General features: G+C 68.5%; 17 protein-coding genes and 1 pseudogene. 11 read left to right on the top strand and 7 right to left on the bottom strand.

Annotated elements, in window-relative coordinates; all coding sequences use genetic code 11:
* Positions 1 to 21: 21 nt before the first annotated feature.
* From selB to BJ970_RS28870, 4 genes are all read right to left on the bottom strand, one after another.
* Entirely contained in the window at positions 22 to 1839 is a 1818-nt protein-coding gene (selB, locus tag BJ970_RS28885) for a selenocysteine-specific translation elongation factor (protein ID WP_184730082.1), read from the bottom strand.
* Positions 1839 to 3128: an L-seryl-tRNA(Sec) selenium transferase gene (selA, locus tag BJ970_RS28880; RefSeq protein WP_184730080.1), complete on the bottom strand. Its 1290-nt coding sequence runs from the start codon at positions 3126 to 3128 to the stop codon at positions 1839 to 1841. The genes selB and selA overlap by 1 nt, the downstream gene beginning before the upstream one ends.
* 163 nt (positions 3129 to 3291) lie before the next feature.
* A complete protein-coding gene (locus tag BJ970_RS28875) occupies positions 3292 to 3492 on the bottom strand; it encodes a hypothetical protein (RefSeq protein ID WP_184730078.1) in 201 nt (66 codons plus the stop codon).
* A 2-nt stretch (positions 3493 to 3494) separates the two neighbouring features.
* A complete protein-coding gene (locus BJ970_RS28870; protein ID WP_246472018.1) occupies positions 3495 to 3989 on the bottom strand; it encodes a DJ-1/PfpI family protein in 495 nt (164 codons plus the stop codon).
* On the opposite strand from BJ970_RS28870, the pseudogene BJ970_RS28865 reads away from it, so the two are divergent.
* Positions 3876 to 4310 (top strand): annotated as a pseudogene (locus BJ970_RS28865) (helix-turn-helix domain-containing protein); the annotation flags it as partial. The gene BJ970_RS28870 and the pseudogene BJ970_RS28865 overlap by 114 nt on opposite strands.
* A gap of 216 nt (positions 4311 to 4526) precedes the next feature.
* On the opposite strand, the gene BJ970_RS28860 reads toward BJ970_RS28865, so the two are convergent.
* Positions 4527 to 5189 carry a TetR family transcriptional regulator gene (locus BJ970_RS28860; protein WP_184730076.1) on the bottom strand — a complete coding sequence of 221 codons (663 nt, stop codon included), beginning with the start codon at positions 5187 to 5189 and terminating at the stop codon, positions 4527 to 4529.
* 216 nt (positions 5190 to 5405) lie between these two features.
* Here BJ970_RS28860 and fdh point away from each other — a divergent pair, with 216 nt between their 5' ends.
* The 7 genes from fdh (at position 5406) to BJ970_RS28825 (ending at position 14650) form a co-directional block, all read left to right on the top strand.
* Positions 5406 to 8681 (top strand): formate dehydrogenase, encoded by a 3276-nt coding sequence (gene fdh, locus BJ970_RS28855; RefSeq protein ID WP_184730074.1) that lies wholly within the window; start codon positions 5406 to 5408, stop codon positions 8679 to 8681.
* A 4-nt stretch (positions 8682 to 8685) separates the two neighbouring features.
* Positions 8686 to 9546 (top strand): 4Fe-4S dicluster domain-containing protein, encoded by an 861-nt coding sequence (locus BJ970_RS28850; RefSeq protein ID WP_312864521.1) that lies wholly within the window; start codon positions 8686 to 8688, stop codon positions 9544 to 9546.
* A 267-nt stretch (positions 9547 to 9813) separates the two neighbouring features.
* Positions 9814 to 10665, top strand: coding sequence for a siderophore-interacting protein (locus BJ970_RS28845; RefSeq protein WP_184730070.1), 852 nt, complete (start codon positions 9814 to 9816; stop codon positions 10663 to 10665).
* 476 nt (positions 10666 to 11141) lie between these two features.
* On the top strand, positions 11142 to 11780 hold the full coding sequence (locus BJ970_RS28840; RefSeq protein WP_184730068.1) for a LysM peptidoglycan-binding domain-containing protein: 639 nt from the start codon (positions 11142 to 11144) through the stop codon (positions 11778 to 11780).
* A 451-nt stretch (positions 11781 to 12231) separates the two neighbouring features.
* Positions 12232 to 12522 (top strand): hypothetical protein, encoded by a 291-nt coding sequence (locus BJ970_RS28835; protein WP_184730065.1) that lies wholly within the window; start codon positions 12232 to 12234, stop codon positions 12520 to 12522.
* A 62-nt stretch (positions 12523 to 12584) separates the two neighbouring features.
* The gene (locus BJ970_RS28830; RefSeq protein WP_184730063.1) at positions 12585 to 13928 is read left to right on the top strand and encodes a Mur ligase family protein; all 1344 of its coding nucleotides are present in this window, start codon (positions 12585 to 12587) and stop codon (positions 13926 to 13928) included.
* On the top strand, positions 13925 to 14650 hold the full coding sequence (locus BJ970_RS28825; protein ID WP_376775144.1) for a type 1 glutamine amidotransferase: 726 nt from the start codon (positions 13925 to 13927) through the stop codon (positions 14648 to 14650). The genes BJ970_RS28830 and BJ970_RS28825 overlap by 4 nt, the downstream gene beginning before the upstream one ends.
* A 3-nt stretch (positions 14651 to 14653) precedes the next feature.
* Here BJ970_RS28825 and murJ read toward each other — a convergent pair whose 3' ends face one another.
* Positions 14654 to 16282 carry a murein biosynthesis integral membrane protein MurJ gene (gene murJ, locus BJ970_RS28820; RefSeq protein WP_184730061.1) on the bottom strand — a complete coding sequence of 543 codons (1629 nt, stop codon included), beginning with the start codon at positions 16280 to 16282 and terminating at the stop codon, positions 14654 to 14656.
* 132 nt (positions 16283 to 16414) lie between these two features.
* Here murJ and BJ970_RS28815 point away from each other — a divergent pair, with 132 nt between their 5' ends.
* Positions 16415 to 16888 carry a YkvA family protein gene (locus BJ970_RS28815; RefSeq protein ID WP_184730059.1) on the top strand — a complete coding sequence of 158 codons (474 nt, stop codon included), beginning with the start codon at positions 16415 to 16417 and terminating at the stop codon, positions 16886 to 16888.
* Between the two features lie 341 nt (positions 16889 to 17229).
* A complete protein-coding gene (locus BJ970_RS28810; RefSeq protein ID WP_221468307.1) occupies positions 17230 to 19230 on the top strand; it encodes an alkyl/aryl-sulfatase in 2001 nt (666 codons plus the stop codon).
* Positions 19231 to 19562: 332 nt separating this feature from the next.
* Here the strand turns inward: BJ970_RS28810 and BJ970_RS28805 are convergent, their stop codons facing one another.
* Complete coding sequence (locus BJ970_RS28805; RefSeq protein ID WP_184730057.1) at positions 19563 to 20735, bottom strand: acyl-CoA dehydrogenase; 1173 nt, start codon at positions 20733 to 20735, stop codon at positions 19563 to 19565.
* 119 nt (positions 20736 to 20854) lie between these two features.
* Between BJ970_RS28805 and BJ970_RS28800 the strand changes: the two genes are divergently transcribed.
* On the top strand, positions 20855 to 21604 hold the full coding sequence (locus tag BJ970_RS28800) for a TetR family transcriptional regulator (RefSeq protein WP_184730055.1): 750 nt from the start codon (positions 20855 to 20857) through the stop codon (positions 21602 to 21604).
* Positions 21605 to 21732: the final 128 nt, after the last annotated feature.

Raw genomic sequence — 21732 nt, 5'->3', positions numbered from 1 at the left:
GCAAGATCGCAGAATTCCTGCTCATCGCCGTGGCGTCGGGTTGTCCTCGGTATTTCCCGGCGCTGGGGGTGGAGAAACAACGCGATGGGTGCCATCGGGTAGCCGCCGCGTGCGGCCGTGGCGAGCGAGCAGTTCAAGCAAGGGAACCGCAACGCGACGCGAAGTGTCCAGTGCCTGCCTGGCTTGGCTGAGGGTGAACGGCTCGGGCAGCAGCACCAGGCGCGCCACGGCGGACTCCTCGGCGTCCGGCAAGAGCACTAGGCCGGGCGCCAAGCGAAGAAGAGCTCCGGTGCGCGCGGCGGCGGCGAGTTCCTTGTCCCCGATGCCGAGTTCGGCGAGGTCCTCGGCGGTTGGGGCTTGGAACGGGTGGTCGATGAGTGCCCGCCGAATCGCCTCCACTGCGCGCTCCACGTGTTCGGGCAGCGCTGCGTGCCCCTTGTGGAGCCTTCCGTCCCGCATGGAAACCCCGGCGGCATGCGCGATCATGGGCAGCAGCGCGAGATCGGGTAGTTGCAGCGCGCGGCGCGCTGCTTCGGCGGGCATGCCGTTCGCTAGCGGGTGTGTCCGCTGATGTTGGTCCAGCAATCCCTTGAGCCGATTGCCGAGCTCGTCACGGTGCGCTTCGTCCACCAGCCACTGCCCGGGTCCCGGCGGTGTCGCGCCCATCGCACGCAATTCATCGGCCCTGATCAGCCGGCGTCGGCGAAGCTCGGCCACGCCGTCCGGCCGTCCGTCCATGGTGTCCAGTTCGGCTGCCCGCGCGCGGGCAGCGCCACGCCTGGCCAGCGGCGGTGGGCGGACGTCGAGCACCACCAGTCCACCGCAGACCCGCCGACTTCCCGGATCGCGGAGCAGCGCCCGGTCGCCGATGCGTAGGGGCAGCGGGGTGCGCAAGGTGAGTCGCGCGGTGTCGTGGCCGAGCGGCCGCACGCGCGCCTTGACCGCCGCCGCGCCGATGTGGAACATCAATTCCGCGGCGATTTCCATGGAAATCGCCGCGTTCGTTTCCCTTGAAATCGCCCGATGAATCCGGACGTCGAGGGCATCCGTGGTCAGCCAACGGTCCGGGGTCAGCAATGCGTCGCCACGCCGCACCTGGTCGAGGTCCACACCGCGGAGGTTGACCGCGACTCGCGCGACGGCGCCGATCTGCGGTTCGGACGATCCGAGCGCCTGGAGGCCGCGAACCGTCACCTCAGCGTCGGCGGGGTGCAGGTGCAGACGGTCATCCTTGCGGAGGGTGCCCGCCGAGAGGGTTCCGGTCACGACCGTTCCGGCACCGTGAATGGTGAACGCACGATCGACCCAAAGCCGCACATCGGCAGCCCGCTCCGCCGCCGGCAGCCGGTGAAGGAGCGCGTCGATCTCGTGCCGCAGCTCGTCGAGACCGGCGCCGGTGCGCCCGCTGACGTGCACCACTGGGATGTCGGCCAGCGTGGTTTCGCGGAGCCGTTCGCGCGCTTGTTCGGTGGCGGGCCGGGGATCGGCCAGATCGCAGCGGGTAACGGCGAGCAGGCCGTGCCGCACTCCGAGGGCGGCCAAGGCGTCCAGGTGCTCGGCGGATTGCGGCATCCAGCCTTCATCGGCGGCGACCACGAACAGCACTGCGGGGACCGGGCCGATCCCGGCCAGCATGTTGGGCACGAAGCGCTCGTGACCCGGCACATCGACGAAGGCCGCGGTGCAGCCGTCGGGTAGCCGCATCCACGCGAAGCCGAGGTCGATGGTCAGGCCCCGACGGCGTTCTTCGGCCCAGCGATCCGGCTCCATCCCGGTGAGCATGCGGATCAGCGTGGACTTGCCGTGATCCACGTGCCCGGCGGTGGCGATGACGTGCATCAGTCCACCGCCAGCACCGCGTGTCTCAGGTCGTCGTCGTGTTCGGGCGCGAGCGCGGCCAGATCCAGCAGGCAGCGATCGCGTTCGGTGCGTGCGAGGACAGGAGGGCGTCCTTCACGCAGCAGCTTCGCGAAGCGTTCGGGCAGCGCGACCGCCGCGCTGCGCAGTGCGATGCCGGGGGCGCCGCCGCCACCGACGGTTGCCTCGCTGCACTGCGCGGAGGCTGGGATGCCGACCGCGTTGAGCGCATCGGCGAGCCGCTCGGCGCGGCGCAGGAGATCGGCTTGATCCTGTTGAAGCTGCCGCGCGGTCGGCGTGCTCGGGCCGCGCACGGTGGCTTCCAAGGCGGCGAGCGTGAGCTTGTCGACACGCATCGCGCGGGCTAGTGGGTGGCGCCGCAGGCGGTGCACGAGCTCGCGGCCGCCCAGCAACAGTCCTGCCTGCGGGCCGCCGAGCAGCTTGTCGCCGCTGGCGATGACCAGATCCGCTCCGTCGGCAAGAGTCGTGGTCGCGTCCGGCTCTTGCGGTAGCACCGGATGCGGGTGCAGCAACCCCGAACCGATGTCGACCACCACGGGCACCCCGAGGTCACGCAGTGCGGAGACGGGCACGGAAGCGGTGAAACCGCTGATCACGAAGTTCGACGGGTGCACCTTGAGGACGAAGCCGGTGTTCGTGTTCAACGCTTGCCGGTAGTCGTCGAGCCGGACCCGGTTGGTGGTCCCGACCTCGCGAAGTCGAGCGCCGGTGGCGCTGAGCAGTTCGGGAATGCGGAACCCGTCACCGATCTCGACCATTTCGCCGCGCGCCAGCACGATTTCGCGACCTTGTGCGAGCGCGGTCGCCGCCAGGGAAAGCGCTGCGGCGCCGTTGTTGACCACGTGCGCGGCTTCTGCGCCTGGCACGGCGGCCAGCAGCGCGGCGATGGCGGCCGCACCGCGTGGGCCGCGTCGGCCGGTATGCAGGTCGAGTTCCACGTTCGTAGTTCCGGCGGCCTCGCGCAACGCGTGGATCGCCGCGTCCGACAACGGTGCACGACCGAGATTGGTGTGCAGCAGAACGCCGGTCGCATTGAGCACGGGCCGGATGCTCGACGCAGAATCCGGCAGTGCGGCCAGGGTTTCCGCGACAACCCGGGCAGGCTCGATTTCGCCGTTGCGAGCGCGTTCCTGCGCTGCATGCACCGCATGCTTGACCAACTGGTGGCCCAGGCGCGCGGTCGCGGCAGCCACCTCTGGATCGGCCAGTACCCGGTCGGTGCCCGGTACAAGCTGGCGCGGATCGGCCATGGCCGCACTATAAGGCCGTTGCGATCGTCGGGCTGATCACCGATACGGGTCTCCCGCCGGGCAGTTGGAGAGGCTTGAGAACGATCATTCGCGACCGCGCCGGAGAACGAGTAGGCCGCCGATCCCGGGAATCGCCGCGGTCGCCCGCAGCCGCGCGGTCTGGTCACGCGATCGCTCCCCGGAGAGTCGGCTCGGCGCGGTGCCGAATCAACATTCCGATGAGGCCGATTTCAACGCCGCGCCGCCGACTTCGGGCCGCGCCGCGTTTGTCGTCCTGTGCGTGCAGTTCGCGGACGGCGAGTCGCCCGCCACACGGCTTGGCGAGGCCGGATGTCCAGGTTCCGGCAGCGGGTGTCTCGGCCATGTTCAGACTCCAGCTGTCGGCTCGGTTCCGGCGTTGCGCCAGACGGTGCCGCGGCGTTCGTGGGCGAAGAGACGCTCCACAGCCAGTGCCACGCGCGGTCCCAGTTCGCGTTCCAGTAAGTACAGCCCGAGGTCCAGACCCGAGGTCACGCCCGCACCGGTCACCAGGTCTCCGTCGTCGACGACCCGGGCCCGGATTGGGATCGCCCCGGTGGCCCGGAGCAGGTCGAGTCCTGCGTGGAGGGTCGTCGCGGGGCGGCCCTCGATCAGATCGGCCATCGCAAGCACCATCGAACCGCCGCACACGGTGGCCACGGTCAGCCCCGGACGGTCGAGGGCCTCCTTGAGCAGAGCGGGCAGCGCGGTGTCGACCGTGCGATGGAGGCTGGCCAGGACGTTTTCGTCGGTGGCCACGTTTTCGTCCGCGACCACGGTTCCGCGGTCGCGGCCGACGCCGCCCGCCTGTCGGTGATGCCCCTGGAACGGGAGGGAGGCCAGGCCCAGTTCATCGTCCACGACCAACCACCGACCCCACGCGGATCGGTCCTGGAACCCCTACTGCGCTGGATGGAGGACAACAGCGCGAAAGACCTCGCGCTTGAGGACATCGCCGCCCGGTGGCTGCACCGGACCCGGATCCGCCAGGCACAGTACCTGCTGGAAGCCACCGGCCACCCGGTCGATCGGATCGCGACGCAGGTCGGATTCGGCTCACCCACGGCCTTCCGCGACCGCTTCAAGCGCATCGTCGGCACCAGCCCCAACGCCTACCGCGCCGCCTTCCACGGGCTTGAAGCCGAACCGGCCCCGAGCCCGTGAGCGGTGCTGGGAGCGAGTTCCATTCCGCGCGAGGACATGAAGTTGCTCAGCGTCACGACCGAAGCCGGTCGCCCGCTGCTGGAAATGCGTCCGAGTTGAAACGTCGCCACGTGGCGTGGCAGGCCGTCGAAGCGAGTCGCAACGAGGGCTCCCGGCGCCGTCGAGCCACGATGGGCATCCGTGAGGGTGCATGAGGCCACACGATCCCTGAACGACTCATCCGCCGTTGCGGATCGCCGAACCGACCACGTCGGCGGCCTGCGTCAGGCCGTCCGCGGTCTCACTGAACACCGCGGCCAGGATCTCGCGCAGCGGCCGGTCGTCCGCACGGACCAGCCAGGCGTGCATGGCCGAACCGAAGCAGCTCAGCAGAGCGATCGACCAGGCGATCGTCCGCGGATCGTCGGCTGCGGTGCCCGCCCGTTCGGCGACGAGAATCGTCATGTCCTGGACCCACCGGTGTTTGATGAGGTGCAGTTCGTACTCGCCGGTGTTCGCCAGGCTGTCGAGCAGCTCCGCGCGCATCAGGTGCCGGGCGCGGTCCAGTTCGATGCGTTCGGCCAAGTCGAGCAGCGCCACCGCCAGCGAGCACATCGGGTGCTCGTCGGCGGGGCGGGTGGCCAGTACTTCGCGCATCCGCTCGGTTTCCCGTGACGGGTCGCCGAACAGCACGGCGTCCTTGCTGGGGAAGTGGCGGAAGAACGTGCGCGGGGCGATGTCGGCGGCTTCGGCGATCTGGTCCACGGTGGTGTTGGCGAAGCCCCGCTCCGTGAAGAGTTCCAGGGCCGCTGCCTCGATGGCCGCACGGGTGCGCAGGGTCCGGCGATGGCGCCGGTCTTGGGGCTGGGAAGCGGGGTTGTGCGCCGCAGCGGCCGTCATACCTGCCAGATTCGTCCCGGCTCAAGGCCCGGTCAAGCGCGCTCACGCGTCATGGCCGCCGCACTGATCGCCTGGGGTTCGGATGCCCGCGCGGCGAGCCTGGGCTTGCAGCGCCACGCCGACGGGTTTCTCCTGTAGCCAGGTGGTTGGTCGCGCAGGCGGGGAGTTCCCAGATGCGCGCCAGCCAAGACGGTTCTCGTTCGCTCGGGAGATCCGATGGTCGAGTGGCTGCGTTGGCCGGTGGTGCGCCAGCTGACCGGGACGGATCCGCTGGGCAGGGGCCCGGCGGCCCGCTCCCGGCGCACCGATGCTCGGCGGTCGCGCACCGAGGACGCCGACGCCGTGGTTGCGTCGGTGTGCCCGTACTGCGCGGTGGGCTGCGGTCAGCGGGTCTTCGTCCAGAACGGGAAGGTCACCCAGATCGAGGGCGATCCCGATTCGCCGATCAGCCGGGGCCGGCTGTGCCCGAAGGGCTCGGCCAGCCGCGAACTGGTGAGTTCACCGCTGCGGCAGACCAAGGTTCGGTATCGCCGTCCGCACGGCACCGAATGGGAGGACCTGGACCTCGGCACCGCGGTGGACATGATCGCCGACCGGGTGCTGGCCACCCGGGCCGCCACCTGGCAGGACACCGACGCCGACGGCCGACCGCTGCGGCGAACGATGGGCATCGCGAGCCTCGGAGGAGCGACCCTCGACAACGAGGAGAACTACCTCATGAAGAAGCTCTACACCGCCCTCGGTGCGATCCAGGTGGAGAACCAGGCCCGCATTTGACACTCCTCCACGGTGCCCGGTCTGGGCACCTCGTTCGGTCGCGGCGGCGCCACCACGTTCCAGCAGGACCTCGCCAATGCCGACTGCATCCTCATCCAGGGGTCCAACATGGCCGAGGCGCACCCGGTCGGTTTCCAGTGGGTGATGGAAGCCAAGCGGCGCGGCGCCACGATCATCCACGTCGACCCGCGGTTCACCCGCACCTCGGCGCTGGCGCACCGGCACGTCGCCCTGCGCGCGGGCAGCGACATCGCGTTCCTTGGCGCGCTGATCAACCACGTGCTGACCAATGACGCCTACTTCCGCGACTACGTCGTGGCCTATACCAACGCCTCGATGATCGTCGGCGAGGACTTCCGCGACACCGAGGACCTCGACGGCGTCTTCTCCGGCTTCGATGCCGAGGTCGGCAGCTACGACACGACGACCTGGCAGTACGAGGGCAGCACCGCGGTCCCGTCGGTCGGCGGCCACGGACTGGAGACGGCGCCACCGACGAAACTGCACGGACGCGAACGCGAGACCAGTCGCCCCGAACGCGCCGGGGCGGGCGGGCCCGTTTATCACGGGGTGCCTGAAACCGACCCGACGCTGCAACATCCGCGCTGCGTGTTCCAGCTGCTCAAGCGGCATTACGCCCGCTACACGCCGGAGATGGTGGAGCAGGTCTGCGGGGTGCCGCGCGAGGAATTCCGGTGGGTGGCCGAGCAGCTGGTGGCCAACTCGGGCCGGGAGCGCACCACGGCCATCGCCTACGCAGTCGGCTGGACGCACCACACCGTGGGCGTGCAGTACATCCGCGCCGCGTCGATCCTGCAGCTGCTGCTGGGCAACATCGGCCGGCCGGGCGGCGGAATCCTGGCGCTGCGCGGGCACGCCAGCATCCAGGGCTCGACCGACATCCCGACCCTGTTCAACCTGCTGCCGGGCTACATCCCAATGCCGCACGCGCATGTCGACTTCGACCTGGACTCGTTCGTCTCGCAGGACGAATTGTCCCGTGGCTACTGGGGAAACATGCGTTCCTACCTGGTGAGCCTGCTCAAGGCGTGGTGGGGCGAGCACGCCACGGCCGACAACGACTTCTGCTTCGACCGGTTGCCGCGGCTGACGGGCGACCACGGCACCTTCCAGACCGTGATCGACCAGATCGAGGGGCGGGTGAAGGGCTACTTCGTCGTCGGCGAGAACCCGGCCGTGGGCACCGCGAATGCCCGCCAGCAACGGATGGGCCTGGCGAACCTGGACTGGCTGGTGGTGCGGGATCTCAACCTGATCGAGACGGCCACCTTCTGGCGGGACGGTCCCGAGATCGAGACCGGGGAGATGCGCACCGAGGACATCGGCACGGAGGTGTTCTTCCTGCCCGCCGCCGCGCACACGGAAAAGGACGGCACCTTCACCAACACCCAACGCCTGCTGCAGTGGCACCACAAAGCCGTCGAACCGCAGGGGGACCAGCGCAGCGATCTGTGGTTCTTCTACCACCTGGGGCGGCGGCTGCGGGAGAAGCTAAAGCCGGACGGCGAGCGAGACCGCGCGTTGCTCGATCTGACCTGGGATTACCCGACGGAGGGCGACATCGATGAACCGAGCGCGGCGGCCGTGCTCCAGGAGATCAACGGCTTCGACAGCGCCGGGAACCCGCTGTCGTCCTACACACAGTTGCGATCGGACGGTTCGACCCGTTGCGGATGCTGGATCTACTGCGGCGTTTTCGCCGACGGCATCAACCAGTCGGCCCGGCGGCGCCCAGGCCGGGAGCAATCGTGGGTCGCGCCGGAGTGGGGCTGGGCCTGGCCCGCCAATCGCCGGTTGCTCTACAACCGCGCATCGGCCGACACGGACGGTCGGCCGTGGAGCGACCGCAAGGCATACGTGTGGTGGGACCGGGATCTGGGGGAGTGGACCGGCCACGACATCCCGGATTTCGACAAGGCCAAGCGCCCGGACTACGTGCCCGACCCCGACGCCACGGGCCCGGAGGGCATCGCGGGCACCGAACCGTTCATCATGCAAAGCGACGGACGGGGCTGGCTCTACGTTCCGGCGGGTCTGGTCGACGGACCGATGCCGACGCACTACGAGCCGCAGGAATCTCCGCTGGAGAACCGGATCCACGCCGCACAGCAGCGGAATCCGGCGCGGCAGGTGTACTCGCGGCCGGAGAACCGGTACCAGCCCAGCGGTGCCGAGCCGGGCAGCGAGGTCTTCCCGTACGTGTTCACCACCTTCCGGCTCACCGAACACCACACCGCGGGCGGGATGAGCCGGTGGCTGGCGCACCTGTCCGAGCTCGCCCCGGCGATGTTCCTGGAGGTCTCGCCGGAACTTGCCGCCGAACGCGGGCTTCGGCACCTGGAGTGGGCGACCGTGGTCACCGCCCGCAGCGCCATCGAAGGCCGGGTCCTGGTGACCTCCCGAATGCGGTCGCTTCGCCACGGCGAGCGCACGATCCACCAGATCGGCATCCCGTGGCACTGGGGCCCCAACGGCCTGACCGCCGGGGACGCGGCCAACGAACTGATCAACGTGGCGCTGGATCCGAACGTGCACATCATGGATACCAAGGCGGGCGCCTGCGACATCCGGCCCGGCCGCCGTCCGCGCGGTGCGGCGTTGGTCCGCTATGTCGAGGAGTACCGCAGGCGCGCCGGGATCACCGAACGTACCGGCACGGAACATGCCGACGATCCGCGTCGGGAAGGAGAGTGAGGTCGTGGACCTGAACCGGTTGAGCGGCCCGCTGGCCGACCCGGCGGGGGAGGCAGGGTACCCGCCAGAGCATCCCGAACGTGCCGGGTTTTTCACCGACACCAGCGTTTGCATCGGCTGCAAGGCGTGCGAGGTCGCCTGCAAGGAGTGGAACCTGCTGCCCGAGGACGGTCTTGATCTCACCGGGATGTCCTACGACAACACCGGAGCGCTCGGCGCGACGACCTGGCGACATGTGGCGTTCATCGAGCAGCGCGGCTCCACTGTGGACCTCGGTATGCCGGGCATGGGCGAGGACCAGGTGCGCTGGTTGATGTCTTCGGACGTCTGCAAGCACTGCACGCATGCGGCGTGCCTCGACGTGTGCCCGACGGGGGCACTGATCCGCACCGAGTACGGCACGGTCCTGGTGCAGGACGATGTGTGCAACGGCTGCGGGTATTGCGTGCCCGCCTGCCCGTACGGGGTGATCGACGTGCGGCCGGACACCGGCGGCGCGGCGAAGTGCACGCTGTGCCAGGACCGCCTTGGCGCCGGGCTGATGCCTGCCTGCGCGACGGCGTGCCCGACGGAGTCGATCCAGTACGGCCCGCTCGACGAACTCCGCCAACGGGCCGAACAACGCGTTGCGGAGTTGCACGAACAGGGCGTCACCGAGGCCCGGTTGTACGGTCACGATCCGGCCGACGGGGTCGGTGGCGACGGCGCGTTCTTCCTGTTGCTGGACGAACCCGAGGTTTACGGGCTGCCACCGGACCCGGTGGTGACGACGCGCGATCTGCCGTCGATGTGGCGGCACGCCGCGGGCGCGGCGGTGACCGCGGCGGCACTGATCGCCGGTTGTTTCCTCGGACGCAAGCGGTGAAATAGCCCGCGACCGGTGACGCCGCGGGGAAAACACTCGTTAGCGACTGTCAGCGGTGGCTGCATGTGCATCTCATGCTGGCCTGCTCGCGGGGCAGAGGGAATGTCAAAGATGCCTATCTGTTCAGTTCAGATCGAAAATGATCTCTATCGAGTGGTGCGCGCCACGCGGGGCTGCGGAAAGTTGACCAAGACGATTAGGTTAGCCTTCGTTAAGGTATTGCCTGTTTGATCGCCGCGCTGACGAGTGTTGATCCGGAGCCCCCGCATGACGATCTTGAGCCCGCCACGGCCCGAGCTGGTCGCCGAAGCCTCGCCGTTCCGGCTGTTCCGGATCGAGGTGGCCGGCGTGCGGCGGTTGAGTTGGCACCTGGTCCGGATCACCTTCACCGGTCCAGAGTTGTCGGCGATGGCCAGTGGCGGGCTCGACCAGCGGGTCAAGCTGATTTTCCCGCTGCCCGGGCAGCGGGAACCGGTGGTGCCTGACGGGGCGCGGCCGTATCAGGCGCTGCGGTCGCTGCCGTTGGAGGTCCGGCCGAAGCTGCGCAGTTACACGGTCCGCGCGCACCGTCCCGAGCACGGAGAGTTCGACGTCGACTTCGTGCTGCATGGGGACACGGGCCCGGCCTCGGAGTTCGCCGGCCGCGCCAGGGCAGGGGACCGGTTGCTCGTGTACGCACCGAACGCCGAATGCCCGGCAGTCCAGGGGCGCTGCGGAGTCGAGTTCCGCCTGGATGCGGTTCGCGACCGCGTGCTGCTCATCGGCGACGAGACCGCACTTCCGGCGATCGGCAACATCCTCGCGGCGCTGCCCGGAGGAGTGCGGGCCAGGGTCTATGTCGAGATCCCGGACGCTTCCGACGCCCAATACCTGGCCAGCGCTGCGCAGCTGGAACTGCATTGGCTGCCACGGCACGATCGTCGTCCGGGCGATGCGTTGGGTTCCGCGATCCGCGCCGCTTCGCTGCCCGGCGAGTGGTACGCGTGGCTTGCGGGGGAGACCGGGACGGTCGCCTCGCTCCGGCGTCACCTGATCGACGAGCGGGGATTCGACCGGGCCGCTGTGACATTTATGGGCTATTGGCGCCACGGCCGGTCCGAGGACGAACCGAGGGCATGAAAGGCGGGCCGCGGGCCTTCGAATTGCCGCAGTCTTCGCAGTGCCGAGAAAAACCGATCGAGCATGCCCTAAAACGCTCCGTAAACCCTCATTCAGGTGAGTGGTGGCTCATGTCTCACATTGCGTGATTGGATTTGGGGAAATGATCTCGTCGGCGATCAAGGAATGAGCTGGGGAAACATCGAAATCGCGTCGATCTTGCTGGTGTTGCTATGATGATGGTCACTCTTGGATGGTTTGGTCTTCGCTTGTCTGCTACGTAGCGTGGCCCCTCGTCGGCGCCCCCGAAGCCGACGAGCAAGACCGGAAGTCCGTTTCGCCGAACTCTGCCCTGCGGACTTCCCGACCCCCGACGCGTGCATAGGGGCAGGGACCTGACGACGACGGCGAGACCGGCGTCGGGCCGAGTCCGCTCGGCCGCACGTCGCGTTATCGCCGGCGCAGCGTCAGCGCAGGCGTTGCTGGAGACGAAGAACATGGCTAGCTCCCGAGGCAAGCACCGCAAACCCTCTAACGGCCGCAACGTCGCGCGGGTGGCTCTCGCCGGTGCGGTGGTCGCCGCTCCGTTCGCCCTGGCCCTGCCGGCCAGCGCCGCCTCGCAGTCCAGTTGGGACGCCGTCGCGAAGTGCGAGAGCGGCGGCAACTGGCAGATCAGCACCGGCAACGGCTACTACGGCGGTCTGCAGTTCAACCAGTCCACCTGGGCCGCCTACGGCGGAACCTCCTACGCCTCGAACGCTTCGCAGGCCAGCCGCGAGCAGCAGATCGCGGTGGCCGAGCGGGTGCTGCAGGCGCAGGGGCCGGGCGCTTGGCCGGTGTGCTCGAAGAAGGCCGGTCTGTCGGCCGGCGGCGGTCTGCAGAACCAGGCCGTCTCTTCGGGCGCCACCGCCAAGAAGGCCACTCCGAAGCCCAAGACCGAGGTCAAGGCCCAGGTCAAGGCCCAGGTCAAGAAGACCGTGAAGGTCGAGGGCACCTACACCGTGCAGGCTGGTGATTCGCTGAGCACGATCGGCTCGAGGTTCGACGCCAGCTGGCAGTCGATCTTCGCGAAGAATCGGGGCGTCGTCGGCGACGCCAACCGGATCTTCCCGGGGCAGCAGCTGACCGTGAAGTGACTCGCTCGGTCCGCGCGACCGGGCGATACGCAAGGGACCCCGCCTGCCTCTCTCCGGCGGGGTTTCTTGCCTTTCCGGTCAAAGCTCATTTCAGCTTGCGGCGGCGCATGTCGCAGCGAATGTCCCACGCGGTCCAGCTGATGCCACCGAGGGCAAGGCCGGTCATCAGGATCAGCACCAAGGCTTCGGTCACGGCGGGCTCCCTTCGGATGGCGCGGGGACCATCGGGATCGCTTTCCGAGCCTTAATGACCGCAGTCTTGATCGCCGAATGGGTTGAGTTATCCAACCATATTGGGTGACTTTCTCGAATCTGCCTCATGTGCTGCCGATGACGAATTCGACGCTCCGAAGCCAAACCGGCACCCCGAGCGAATATCTCACTCTCGGCGCTCCGTGCCATCAGATGATCACCAAGGGTGAAGGGGCCCTCGGCGGGGTGAATCCCCGGCATGTTGGTACGGGAGCTTCTCGCGTTGCCCTGGATCATGGCGGTGATCGAGCCCGGCGGAGTTCCCAGTGCTGGGAACGAAAAGGCTCGTTGCCACCGGAGGGAGGGCACCGCGATGTACGCCGGCCAGCACCTTGCACTCGTCGACATGACCACACCGCAAGGTTGGGTGGGCCCGGCGGCGATCGTCGCCGGTGTCCTGCTGTTGATCGTCGCGCTGTTTCGCCGATCCCGCGCCACACTGGCGAAGAAGCGACGGGCGACGCATCCAGGTGGGGCCGACTGGTGGTGATGCGTTGTACCGAGCTGACCTAGGCGCGATGCGCGCCGACGTGCACCGAGGGGGAGGGATGCATGACCGACACCACGCGGGACATCCAGGAAACAGCCTCGGATTGTCCGACCGGGAACTCGTCGACTGACCACAGATGGCAGGTTGTCCCTGGTCCGACGCTGCCTCCGACGCGTCGCGCGCACCGCCAAGACCTGCGCACCGCGGTCGCGGTCGATCTGGGCCGACTGGCGGCGTCGATGTCGAGAAGACTCGGCATGGGCAGCGGCGGGATGATCGGCGGCCGACTCGCGCTGAGCGTACAACCGCGGGCGCTGCACAAGCTGGCAATCGGTCGGCGTGTCGTGATGGTCACCGGCACGAACGGCAAAACGACGACCACGCAGATGGTGGCCGAGGCGCTGCGTTCCCAGGCGCCGGCGGTCAGCAACGGCACCGGCGCGAACATGCTCGACGGCCACGTCGCGGCGCTGATGACCCGGCCCGACGCCCCATTCGCCGCCCTGGAGGTCGACGAACTTCACCTGGCGCAGGTCACAGCCCAGTTCGAGCCGGCGGTGATCCTGCTGCTCAACCTCAGCCGGGACCAGCTTGACCGGGTCGGCGAGATCCGCACCGTCGCCGCGAGCCTGCGGCGTGCCTTGGCGCAGGCCCCCGGAGCGCAGGTGATCGCGAACCGCGACGACCCCAACATCGTGTTCGCGGCGGCCGATCATCCGGCGGCCACGTGGGTGTCCGGTGGCGTGCGTTGGAAGGACGACGCGCTGAACTGTCCTAACTGCGGCACGTTCATCGGTGACACCGACCGGGACTGGCGCTGCACCTGTGGGCTTGCGCGTCCCGCCGCGGACTGGACGGTCACCGAGACCGGGGTGGCGAGTGCTAACGGCACCCACCACGAGTTGGCGCTGTCGCTGCCGGGCCACGTCAACCGGGTCAACGCGACGTTCGCGCTGGCTGCGGCCTTGCAACTGGGCTGTGACAAGGAGAGCGCACTGACTCGGATCTGCCGGGTCTCGCAGGCCGCTGGGCGCTATCAAACGGTTCGCTTGGCTCGCAGGCAGGTCCGGCTGCTGCTGGCGAAGAACCCGGCCAGCTGGCTGGAGATGCTCGACCTGGTCGGCGGCAATGACCACCCGCTGGTGCTGGTGGTCAACAGCAGGGAAGCCGACGGCTACGACGTCTCCTGGTTGTGGGACGTCGATTTCGAGGTACTGCGCGGCCGGCCGGTGCGGGTGGCGGGGGACCGGGCGCTGGATCTGGCGGTGCGGCTGCGCTACGCCGATGTGCCCTGCGCGGTGGCGTCCAGTGTGGACGATGCGCTGATCGGATCGGGCGATGGCGTGCCCGACGTGGTAGCCAACTACACGGCATTCCGCGACCTCGTCGCCAGGAGCCGGCGATGATGCGTGACCGGGTTCGCCTCGCCTTGGTGCTGCCCGACCTGCTGGGCACCTACGGAGACCGCGGCAATGTCCTGGTGCTCGCCCAGCGGTTGAAGTGGCGCAACATCGACAGCGAAACGGTCACGGTGCTCTCCTCCGCCGAAGCGGTACCGGAATACTGCGACCTGTACCTGATCGGCGGGGGTGAGGACGTCGCGCAGGTCGCAGCCGTGCGGTTCCTGCGCCGTGGCCCGGGGCTGCGGCGCGCGGTGGACCGCGGCTCGCCGGTGTTGGGCATCTGCGGAGGGCTGCAGGTGCTAGGGACGAGTTTCGTCACTGGCGACGGCGTCCGGCACGCCGGCCTCGGCTTCGTCGAGGCGGACACCGAGCCGGGCAACGGGCGCGCGATCGGCGAGGTGACCACGCAGTCCACCGTGGGCGGCATCGGGATGCTCACCGGGTTCGAGAACCACCTCGGTCGAACCCGCGTCGGGCCCGGTTCTCAGCCGCTAGGCCGCGTGACGCGCGGCGTCGGGAACGGCTATGACGACGCCGAGGGCGCGGTCAGCGGGCGTGTCGTGTGTACGTACATGCATGGCCCGGTGCTCGCGCGTAACCCGAAGCTGGCCGACCTGCTGCTGGAGTGGGTGGTCGGCGAGCCGCTGGAAACACTCCCGGACCCGCCTGAGCTGCGTGCACTGCGCGCGGAACGGACCCGTGTGCACGTTCGCAACCGCAAGTGACCCTCAGCGGCGGCGGATGATCCGGCTCAGCCGGTCCAGTGCCGGCTTGAGTTCTGGGGCGCGGAAGATCGCCAGCACGCCGAAGCTGACCGCCAGCACCACGACCGTGTGCCCGCCGAGCGAGAACCACGCGTTGGCGAGTGGTCCGGCCGGCTCGAACGCGCTGCGCAGGCCGGCGAGGACAGCGATGCTGCAGCCGCAGCCAAGCAGCGAGGCTGCGAGCGTGCGCGTAATGCCGACGAGGGTGCGGCGGGTGTGCACGCGTCCGACTCGCAAGTGCAACCAGATCTGACCGGTGATCGCGCCGACCACGAAGCTGACCGACATCGCACCGGTCACGCCGATGACCAGGTCGCGCGGATCCAGCGCCGCGAGCGCGACGTAGCACAGCACGCTGCGGACCACGACCATGATCACGTTGATCCAGGTGGGCGTGCGCGCGTCCTTCAACGCGTAGAACGCACGCAACTGGAGCATCGTGATCGCGAAGGGCACGACGCCCAGGGCAGCGGCGGCCAGCGCCCAGCCGAGCCGGTCGGCCGCGGCAACATCGCTGGCGCCCAACGAGAAGAACGCCACGCCGATCGGACCACCGGCCACCGCCAGCAGTGCGCTGATCGGCATCAGCAGCACCGCACTCATCTGGCTGCCCAGCGATACGTCTGCGACGAATCCGGAGGTGTCCTTGGCCGCCGCGGCGCGGCTGATGCGGGGCATCAGCGCGGTCAGCAGCGAGACACCGAGCACGCCGTACGGGACCTGGGACAGCAACCACGCGTAGTTGAAGGTCGCGACGCTGCCGGTGGTGCCTTGCCCGGTGACACGGGTGATCACCACCATGCCGGCCTGGCTGATCAGCGTGTAGAGCACGACCCAGCCGGCCAGGCCGCCGAATTCCGAGAGCCTGCGGTCCCAGCCCCACCGCCAGCGGAAGCGGAACCCGCTGCGTCGCAGCGAAACGGCCATGATCAGCATCTGGACGGTGATTCCCAGCGCGGTGCCGATGCCAAGGACCAGCAGTTTCGGCTCGCCCATGCGTACCGGGTGGGTGGAGATCTCGCCCGGCACCACTGCATACACCACAACTGTGGTGATGACGACAACGTTGTTGAGCACTGGCGCCCAGGCGGGGGTGCCGAACACGCTGCGGACGTTGAGGATCGCTTGCAGCAGCGCGGACATCCCGTAACAGATGATGCCGGGCAGCAGCAGGTATGCGAAGGCGGTGGTCAGCGTGGCGTTGGCGCGGGTGTCGGGGCCGAGGTAGAGCTCGGTGAGCAGGGGGGCGGCGACTACCGCAGTTGTGGTGGCCGCGACCAGCAGCACCCCACCCATGGTGATCATCCACTGGGCGTACGCCTCGCCCTGACGTGCGCCGTCCTGCTGCGCCCGGACCAATAGCGGTACAGCGATGCTCGTAAGCACTCCGCCGAGAAGTAGTTCGTTGACCACGGTCGGCAGCGTGTTGGCGACGGTGTAGGAGTCGTTGATCATGCCCAGGCCGAGCGCCGCCACGAGCGACACCTTTGCCAGCAGACCGCTGACCCGGCTGACCGCGGTGGCCACCGCCATCGCGGCGCTGGCACGGGCCACGGAAGTATCGCGCACGCGGGATTCAGCCCGATCGACCACGTCGCTCCCCAGTTCTCAGCCTCCGCCTGCGCCGACGGTGCCACGAAATCCCCGCCTGCGCCGCGCGACGCTCCACTGCGGCTGGATTCATGGCAAGCTGATCGCACAGGTGGGAAAGGGGGAGACGCGGCGATGATTGTGCTCGGCGGGCTGTTGCTGGTGGCCGGGGTGGTCGTGGCCATCGTTACCGGCGGCGATGCCGCGGGCGGCTGGCTGCTTCCGGTCGGCCTTGTCGCCGCTGGCGTCGGCATGCTCGTTGCGGGAACCGTTGCGGCGGCTCGACGACGGATCCCGCTGCGGGCAGCAGTCCGTGCCCACCGGACGGCGCCGGTGGGCAGTCCGCTGCGACGGGCCCGCGCGGTTCCGTCGATGATCGTCTCCACGGCGCGCGGCCGGAATCCCGTGCTACCGCGCTACCAGCTCGCGCTCTGGTTGGTCGCGCTGGTGTACCTGGTTTCGCCGATTGACTTCATCCCCGATTTCCTGCCGCTGCTGGGCATCGGCGACGACATCGGCGTCGGCGCCTGGCTGCTGACCAGCTTGTACGCCGAAGCCGGCAACTACCTGGCGGCCCGGGAGCAACGACGCGAAGTCGACGCGGAGTAGCTGTCTTTCGTCGGCGCGGGTTCGGCAATCCGACCACGGCCGAAGAACGGCCAGCACGGTTTCGTCTCGTTCGCCAGCGATGCGTGGAAGAAGATGCTGCGGGACCGCCAGCGCCCACGCGGCATCGAAACTGCGTCCTCGCCCCTGCCGTCGCTCGTGTCACCACCATGGCGGCCCGTAACTAGGTGGCGTTGCTGGCCACCCTTCTGGGCCCTGGTGGCGTTGATCACGGACTGTCATGATCATTGGCGCGGTCCGTCACGGCCTGCGAGTGACGGCCGCACCGGCACGGGTGCCCAGTCCGTGCCGGGGAGACCTTTCCGAGAGAGGAGAAGAAACCGTTGACCGGTTCCGCGCACAGCACGCCCCAGCCAGCGACGCCGTTGACGAAGGATCTCAACGCCGGGGTGCCCGTCCCGCCATTGGATCAGGACCCCGAGGCAGCCCTTGCAGAACGGGGGCTGATCGCGGCTCTGCCGGCGGATTTCACGGTGGACAGGGTCGGCAGCGACATCCCGGCGTGGCGCCTTGGCCCGTATGCGTTCCTGGCCGGGGAGGCGCCCGACACCGTCAACCCCAGTCTGTGGCGTAATGCGCTGCTGAACATGAACACCGGCCTGTTCGAGGTTGTCCAGGATGCCGTCTACCAGGTGCGCGGGATGGATCTGTCTAACATCAGCTTCCTGGAGGACCCCACCGGTGTCTCCCGGGAGATCGTGGTGGTGGACCCCCTGATCAGCCAGGAGTGCGCGGCGGCCGCCCTTGCCCTCTACCGTGAACACCGCGGTCAGGACCGCACCATCCGCGCGGTGCTGTTTACCCACTCCCACCTCGACCACTACGGCGGTGTGCTGGGTCTGTTCGACGGCGGCGTGCTGCCGGAGGGGGTGGACATCATCGCTCCGGAGGGGTTCCTGGAGCACGCGGTGAGCGAGAACGTCTACGCCGGCAACGCGATGCAGCGCAGGGCGCTGTTCATGTATGGGACGCTGCTGGAGCGGTCCGCCCAGGGGCAGGTCGACGCCGGGCTGGGCAAGAGCAATTCCGCCGGCCTGTCGGGCCTGCTGGCCCCGACGTTCACGATCACCACCCGCATCGCCAGGTCCGGCCATGTGGTCTCCTTCGGTCCGGTGAATCTGGAGTTCCAGCTCACCCCGGGCACCGAGGCTCCGGCGGAGATGAACTTCTACCTGCCCGACGTGCGGGCGCTGTGCATGGCCGAGAACGCCACCCCAACCCTGCACAACCTCTACAGCCTGCGCGGCGCCGAGGTCCGGGACGCCAAGGCCTGGTCGGAGTATCTCAACCAGGCCGTCGAGTGGTACGGCGACCGTTCGAACACGCTGTTCGCCAGCCACTTCTGGCCCCGGTGGAACACCACCGAGACACCGGAGGCGATCGTTGCCTTCCTCAGCAGCCAGGCAGACCTGTACCGCTATCTCCACGACCAGTCGCTGCGACTGGCCAACCACGGCCGAACCATGACCGAGATCGCCGAGGACCTCGACGGCGCACTACCGCAGAGCCTGGCGGGACAGTGGTTCAACCGCGGCTACTACGGCACCACCAACCACAACATCAAGGCTGTCTACCAGCGCTATCTCGGCTGGTACGACGGCAACGCCGCCCATCTGCACACCCTGCCCCCCGAGCAGGCCGGGCCCCGCTACGTCGAGGCGATGGGCGGCGCCGCCAAGGTCGTGGAGCTGGCCCGGCAGACCTACGAGGGCGCCACGAGTGCCGAGGACTACCGGTGGGCGGCCGAGCTGCTCAGCCACGCGGTGTTCGCCGACCCCACCGACACCGCCGCCCGCACCCTGCAGGCCGACGTCCTCGAACAGCTCGGCTATCAGGCCGAGAGCGGCCCGTGGCGCAACTTCTACCTCGCCGCCGCCCATGAACTGCGCACCCGGCCCGCCGACGGCACCCCGCCCGGGCTTGCCTCCCCGCAGATCATCACCCCGCCCGTCCTGGCCGCCATGCGGCTGGACATGCTCTTCGACTACCTCGGCATCCGGCTCAACGGCCCCGACGCCGCCGCCTCGCGGCTCACCCTCGGCTTCACCATCACCGGCGGCCTGCCCGACGATCCCGACCAGTGCACCGTCCAGCTCCGCAACGGCGTCCTCGTCTACACCCCTGGCCCCGCCCCGGCCAGTGCCGACGCCACCTACACCCTCACCCGCACCGGCCTCAACAGCCTCGCCGTCGGCGACGCCACCCCCGACCAGCTGCTGGTCGACGGCGAGCTCACCATCACCACCGGCACCCTCGACCCCCTGACGACGCTCAACGGGCTGCTGGACACCTTCGAGTACTGGTTCGGCCTGGCCACCCCCTAACCCCAGGGAACAGGTCCCCGCCTCAAACCCCAGGACAGGGGCCTGCGGGTGGGCCCCTCCCGCAGGCCCCTGCCGCCGCGCACTCCTTCGCGGCCTCACCAGCGGCACCGACCACACGCAAGCGCCGAGCCTCTGGCTCCAGCGTTTCCGTCACGGGCCGAGCGCTCCTATGGCTAGGAGCAATCTCAGGCATGTGCCGGGTAACAGCCCGTTATCCGGCAGCTTGATCCACAACGAGGACGGGTGACCAGCGTGAACTCCTCGTCAGCCGGTGGGCGACTCGTGCACGTTGTCCGGTAGGTCGATCAGGACAGTTGTCGGTGATGGCCCGGTCAGCCCTTGAGCAGGGACCGGGCCATCACCATCCGCTGGATCTGGTTGGTGCCTTCGTAGATCTGGGTGATCTTGGCGTCCCGCATCATCCGCTCCACCGGGAAGTCCCGCGTGTAGCCTGCGCCGCCGAACAACTGGACAGCGTCGGTGGTGACCTCCATCGCGACATCGGATGCGAAGCACTTCGCCGCGGCCGAGATGAATCCGAGGTTCGGTTCGCCGCGCTCGGCGCGTGCCGCGGCGACGTAGACCATGTGCCGCGCGGCCTCGACCTTCATCGCCATGTCGGCGAGCATGAACTGCACGCCCTGGAAGTCGGAGATCGCCTTGCCGAACTGCTTGCGTTCCTTGACGTAGGCAAGTGCCTGCTCCAGCGCACCCTGCGCGATACCGACCGCCTGCGCGCCGATGGTGGGCCGGGTGTGGTCCAGCGTGCGCAGCGCCGTCTTGAACCCGGTGCCGGGCTCGCCGATGATCCGGTCTGCGGGGATGGTGCAGTCCTCGAAGTAGAGCTCGACGGTCGGGGAGCCCTTGATGCCGAGCTTCTTCTCCTTCGGGCCTACCACGAATCCGGGGTCGTCGGCGTGCACCACGAACGCGCTGATGCCGTTGGCGCCCTTGTCCGGATCGGTCACCGCCATCACGGTGTACCACTGGGACTCGCCGCCGTTGGTGATCCAGCACTTGCTGCCGTTGAGCACCCAATGATCACCGTCGAGACGCGCGCGGGTCTTCATCGAGGCGGCGTCCGAGCCGGCCTCGCGCTCGGACAAGGCGTAGGAGGCAGTGGCCTCGCCGGATGCGATCGAAGGCAGCACCAGCTTTTTGAGCTCCTCGGAAGCGGAGAGCAGGATCGGCATGGTGCCGAGCTTGTTCACCGCCGGGATCAACGACGACGAGGCGCATACCCGAGCGACCTCTTCGATCACGATGCAAGTGGCGACCGAGTCTGCGCCCTGCCCGCCATAGCACTCCGGCACGTGCACGGCGGCGAATCCCGACTTCACAAGCGCGTTGCGCGCCTCGCGCGGGTAACGCTCCTGCTCGTCGACCTCGGCCGCATAAGGCGCGATTTCCTTGTCGGCCAGCGCGCGCACCGCCTCGCGCAGCGCTTCGTGTTCCTCGGCCAGCTGGTAGGTGCCGAAGTTCGGATCCACCGGGTGCCTCCTCATTCCCGGCGTTGCGGCCGGGTCGGTTCTTCGCCGTCCGCGCTAGCGGACACCTGTTGGCGGTCGCCATCGTAACGGCACTGAGTGCCATTAACAATCGTCGGCGGTGCTATATTCCGGCCATGTCCGAGTCCGAGTCAGCGACATCTGCACCCAAGCCTCGCTCCGGCCGAACCCCGCAGGGCCGGCGCCGGGTACGCCGCGACCTGGCGCTGGCCGCGATGGAGCTGTTCGCCGCGCAGGGCTTCGAAGCGACCACTGTGGACCAAATCGCCGAGGCGGCCGCTGTCGGCCGGCGCACCTTCTTCCGCTATTTCCGCTCGAAGGAGGACGTTGTTTTCCCCGGGCACGACGAGCGACTGGCGGAGGTGGTCGAGCGGCTCGACACCGCCGATCCGGCGGCCGACCCGCTGGCCGTGCTCGGGCAGACCGCCGAGGTGGTGCTGGAGATGTACCTGGCCGAACCGGAGGTCTCGCTCAAGCGGTTCGAGCTCACTCGCGAGGTGCCCGCCTTGCGGGACAAGGAGATCGCCAGCATCGACCGCTACCAGCGGGTGTTTGCGCGCTACCTGCGCCGTCGTTATGCCCGGGAACCGGGGGGCGACCTGCGGGCCGCGGTGGCGGCCGCGGCAGTGGTCGCCGCGCACAACCACGTCCTCCGGGAGTGGCTGAAGAGCGGGGGAGTGCTCGAAGCGAAGCTGATGCTGCACCAGGCGGTGCAGCAGGTGACCACCGCGATGTCCGAGCGGTGGGGCGGTGAGAAAACCACGGCCGAGGCGGAGGAGAACATCGTCGTGGGGGTGGTGCGTACCACGGCGCCGGCCGGTGTCGTGCTGAAGCAACTCGAAGAGGCCCTCCGAGACCTGCGGTGACCAACTAGAGGGCACCACCTAAGCGGCACTCAGTGTCAGAGCTCGGGTGTTTACATTTCGATAAGCTCCATTGTTTCAGTACTGAGTGAAATGAAATTTACCCCGATACAAAACCGTGCGGCGCGGGT

Source organism: Saccharopolyspora phatthalungensis (genome assembly GCF_014203395.1).
Lineage (GTDB): Bacteria > Actinomycetota > Actinomycetes > Mycobacteriales > Pseudonocardiaceae > Saccharopolyspora > Saccharopolyspora phatthalungensis.
This window is presented reverse-complemented; position numbering and strand designations above follow the sequence as displayed.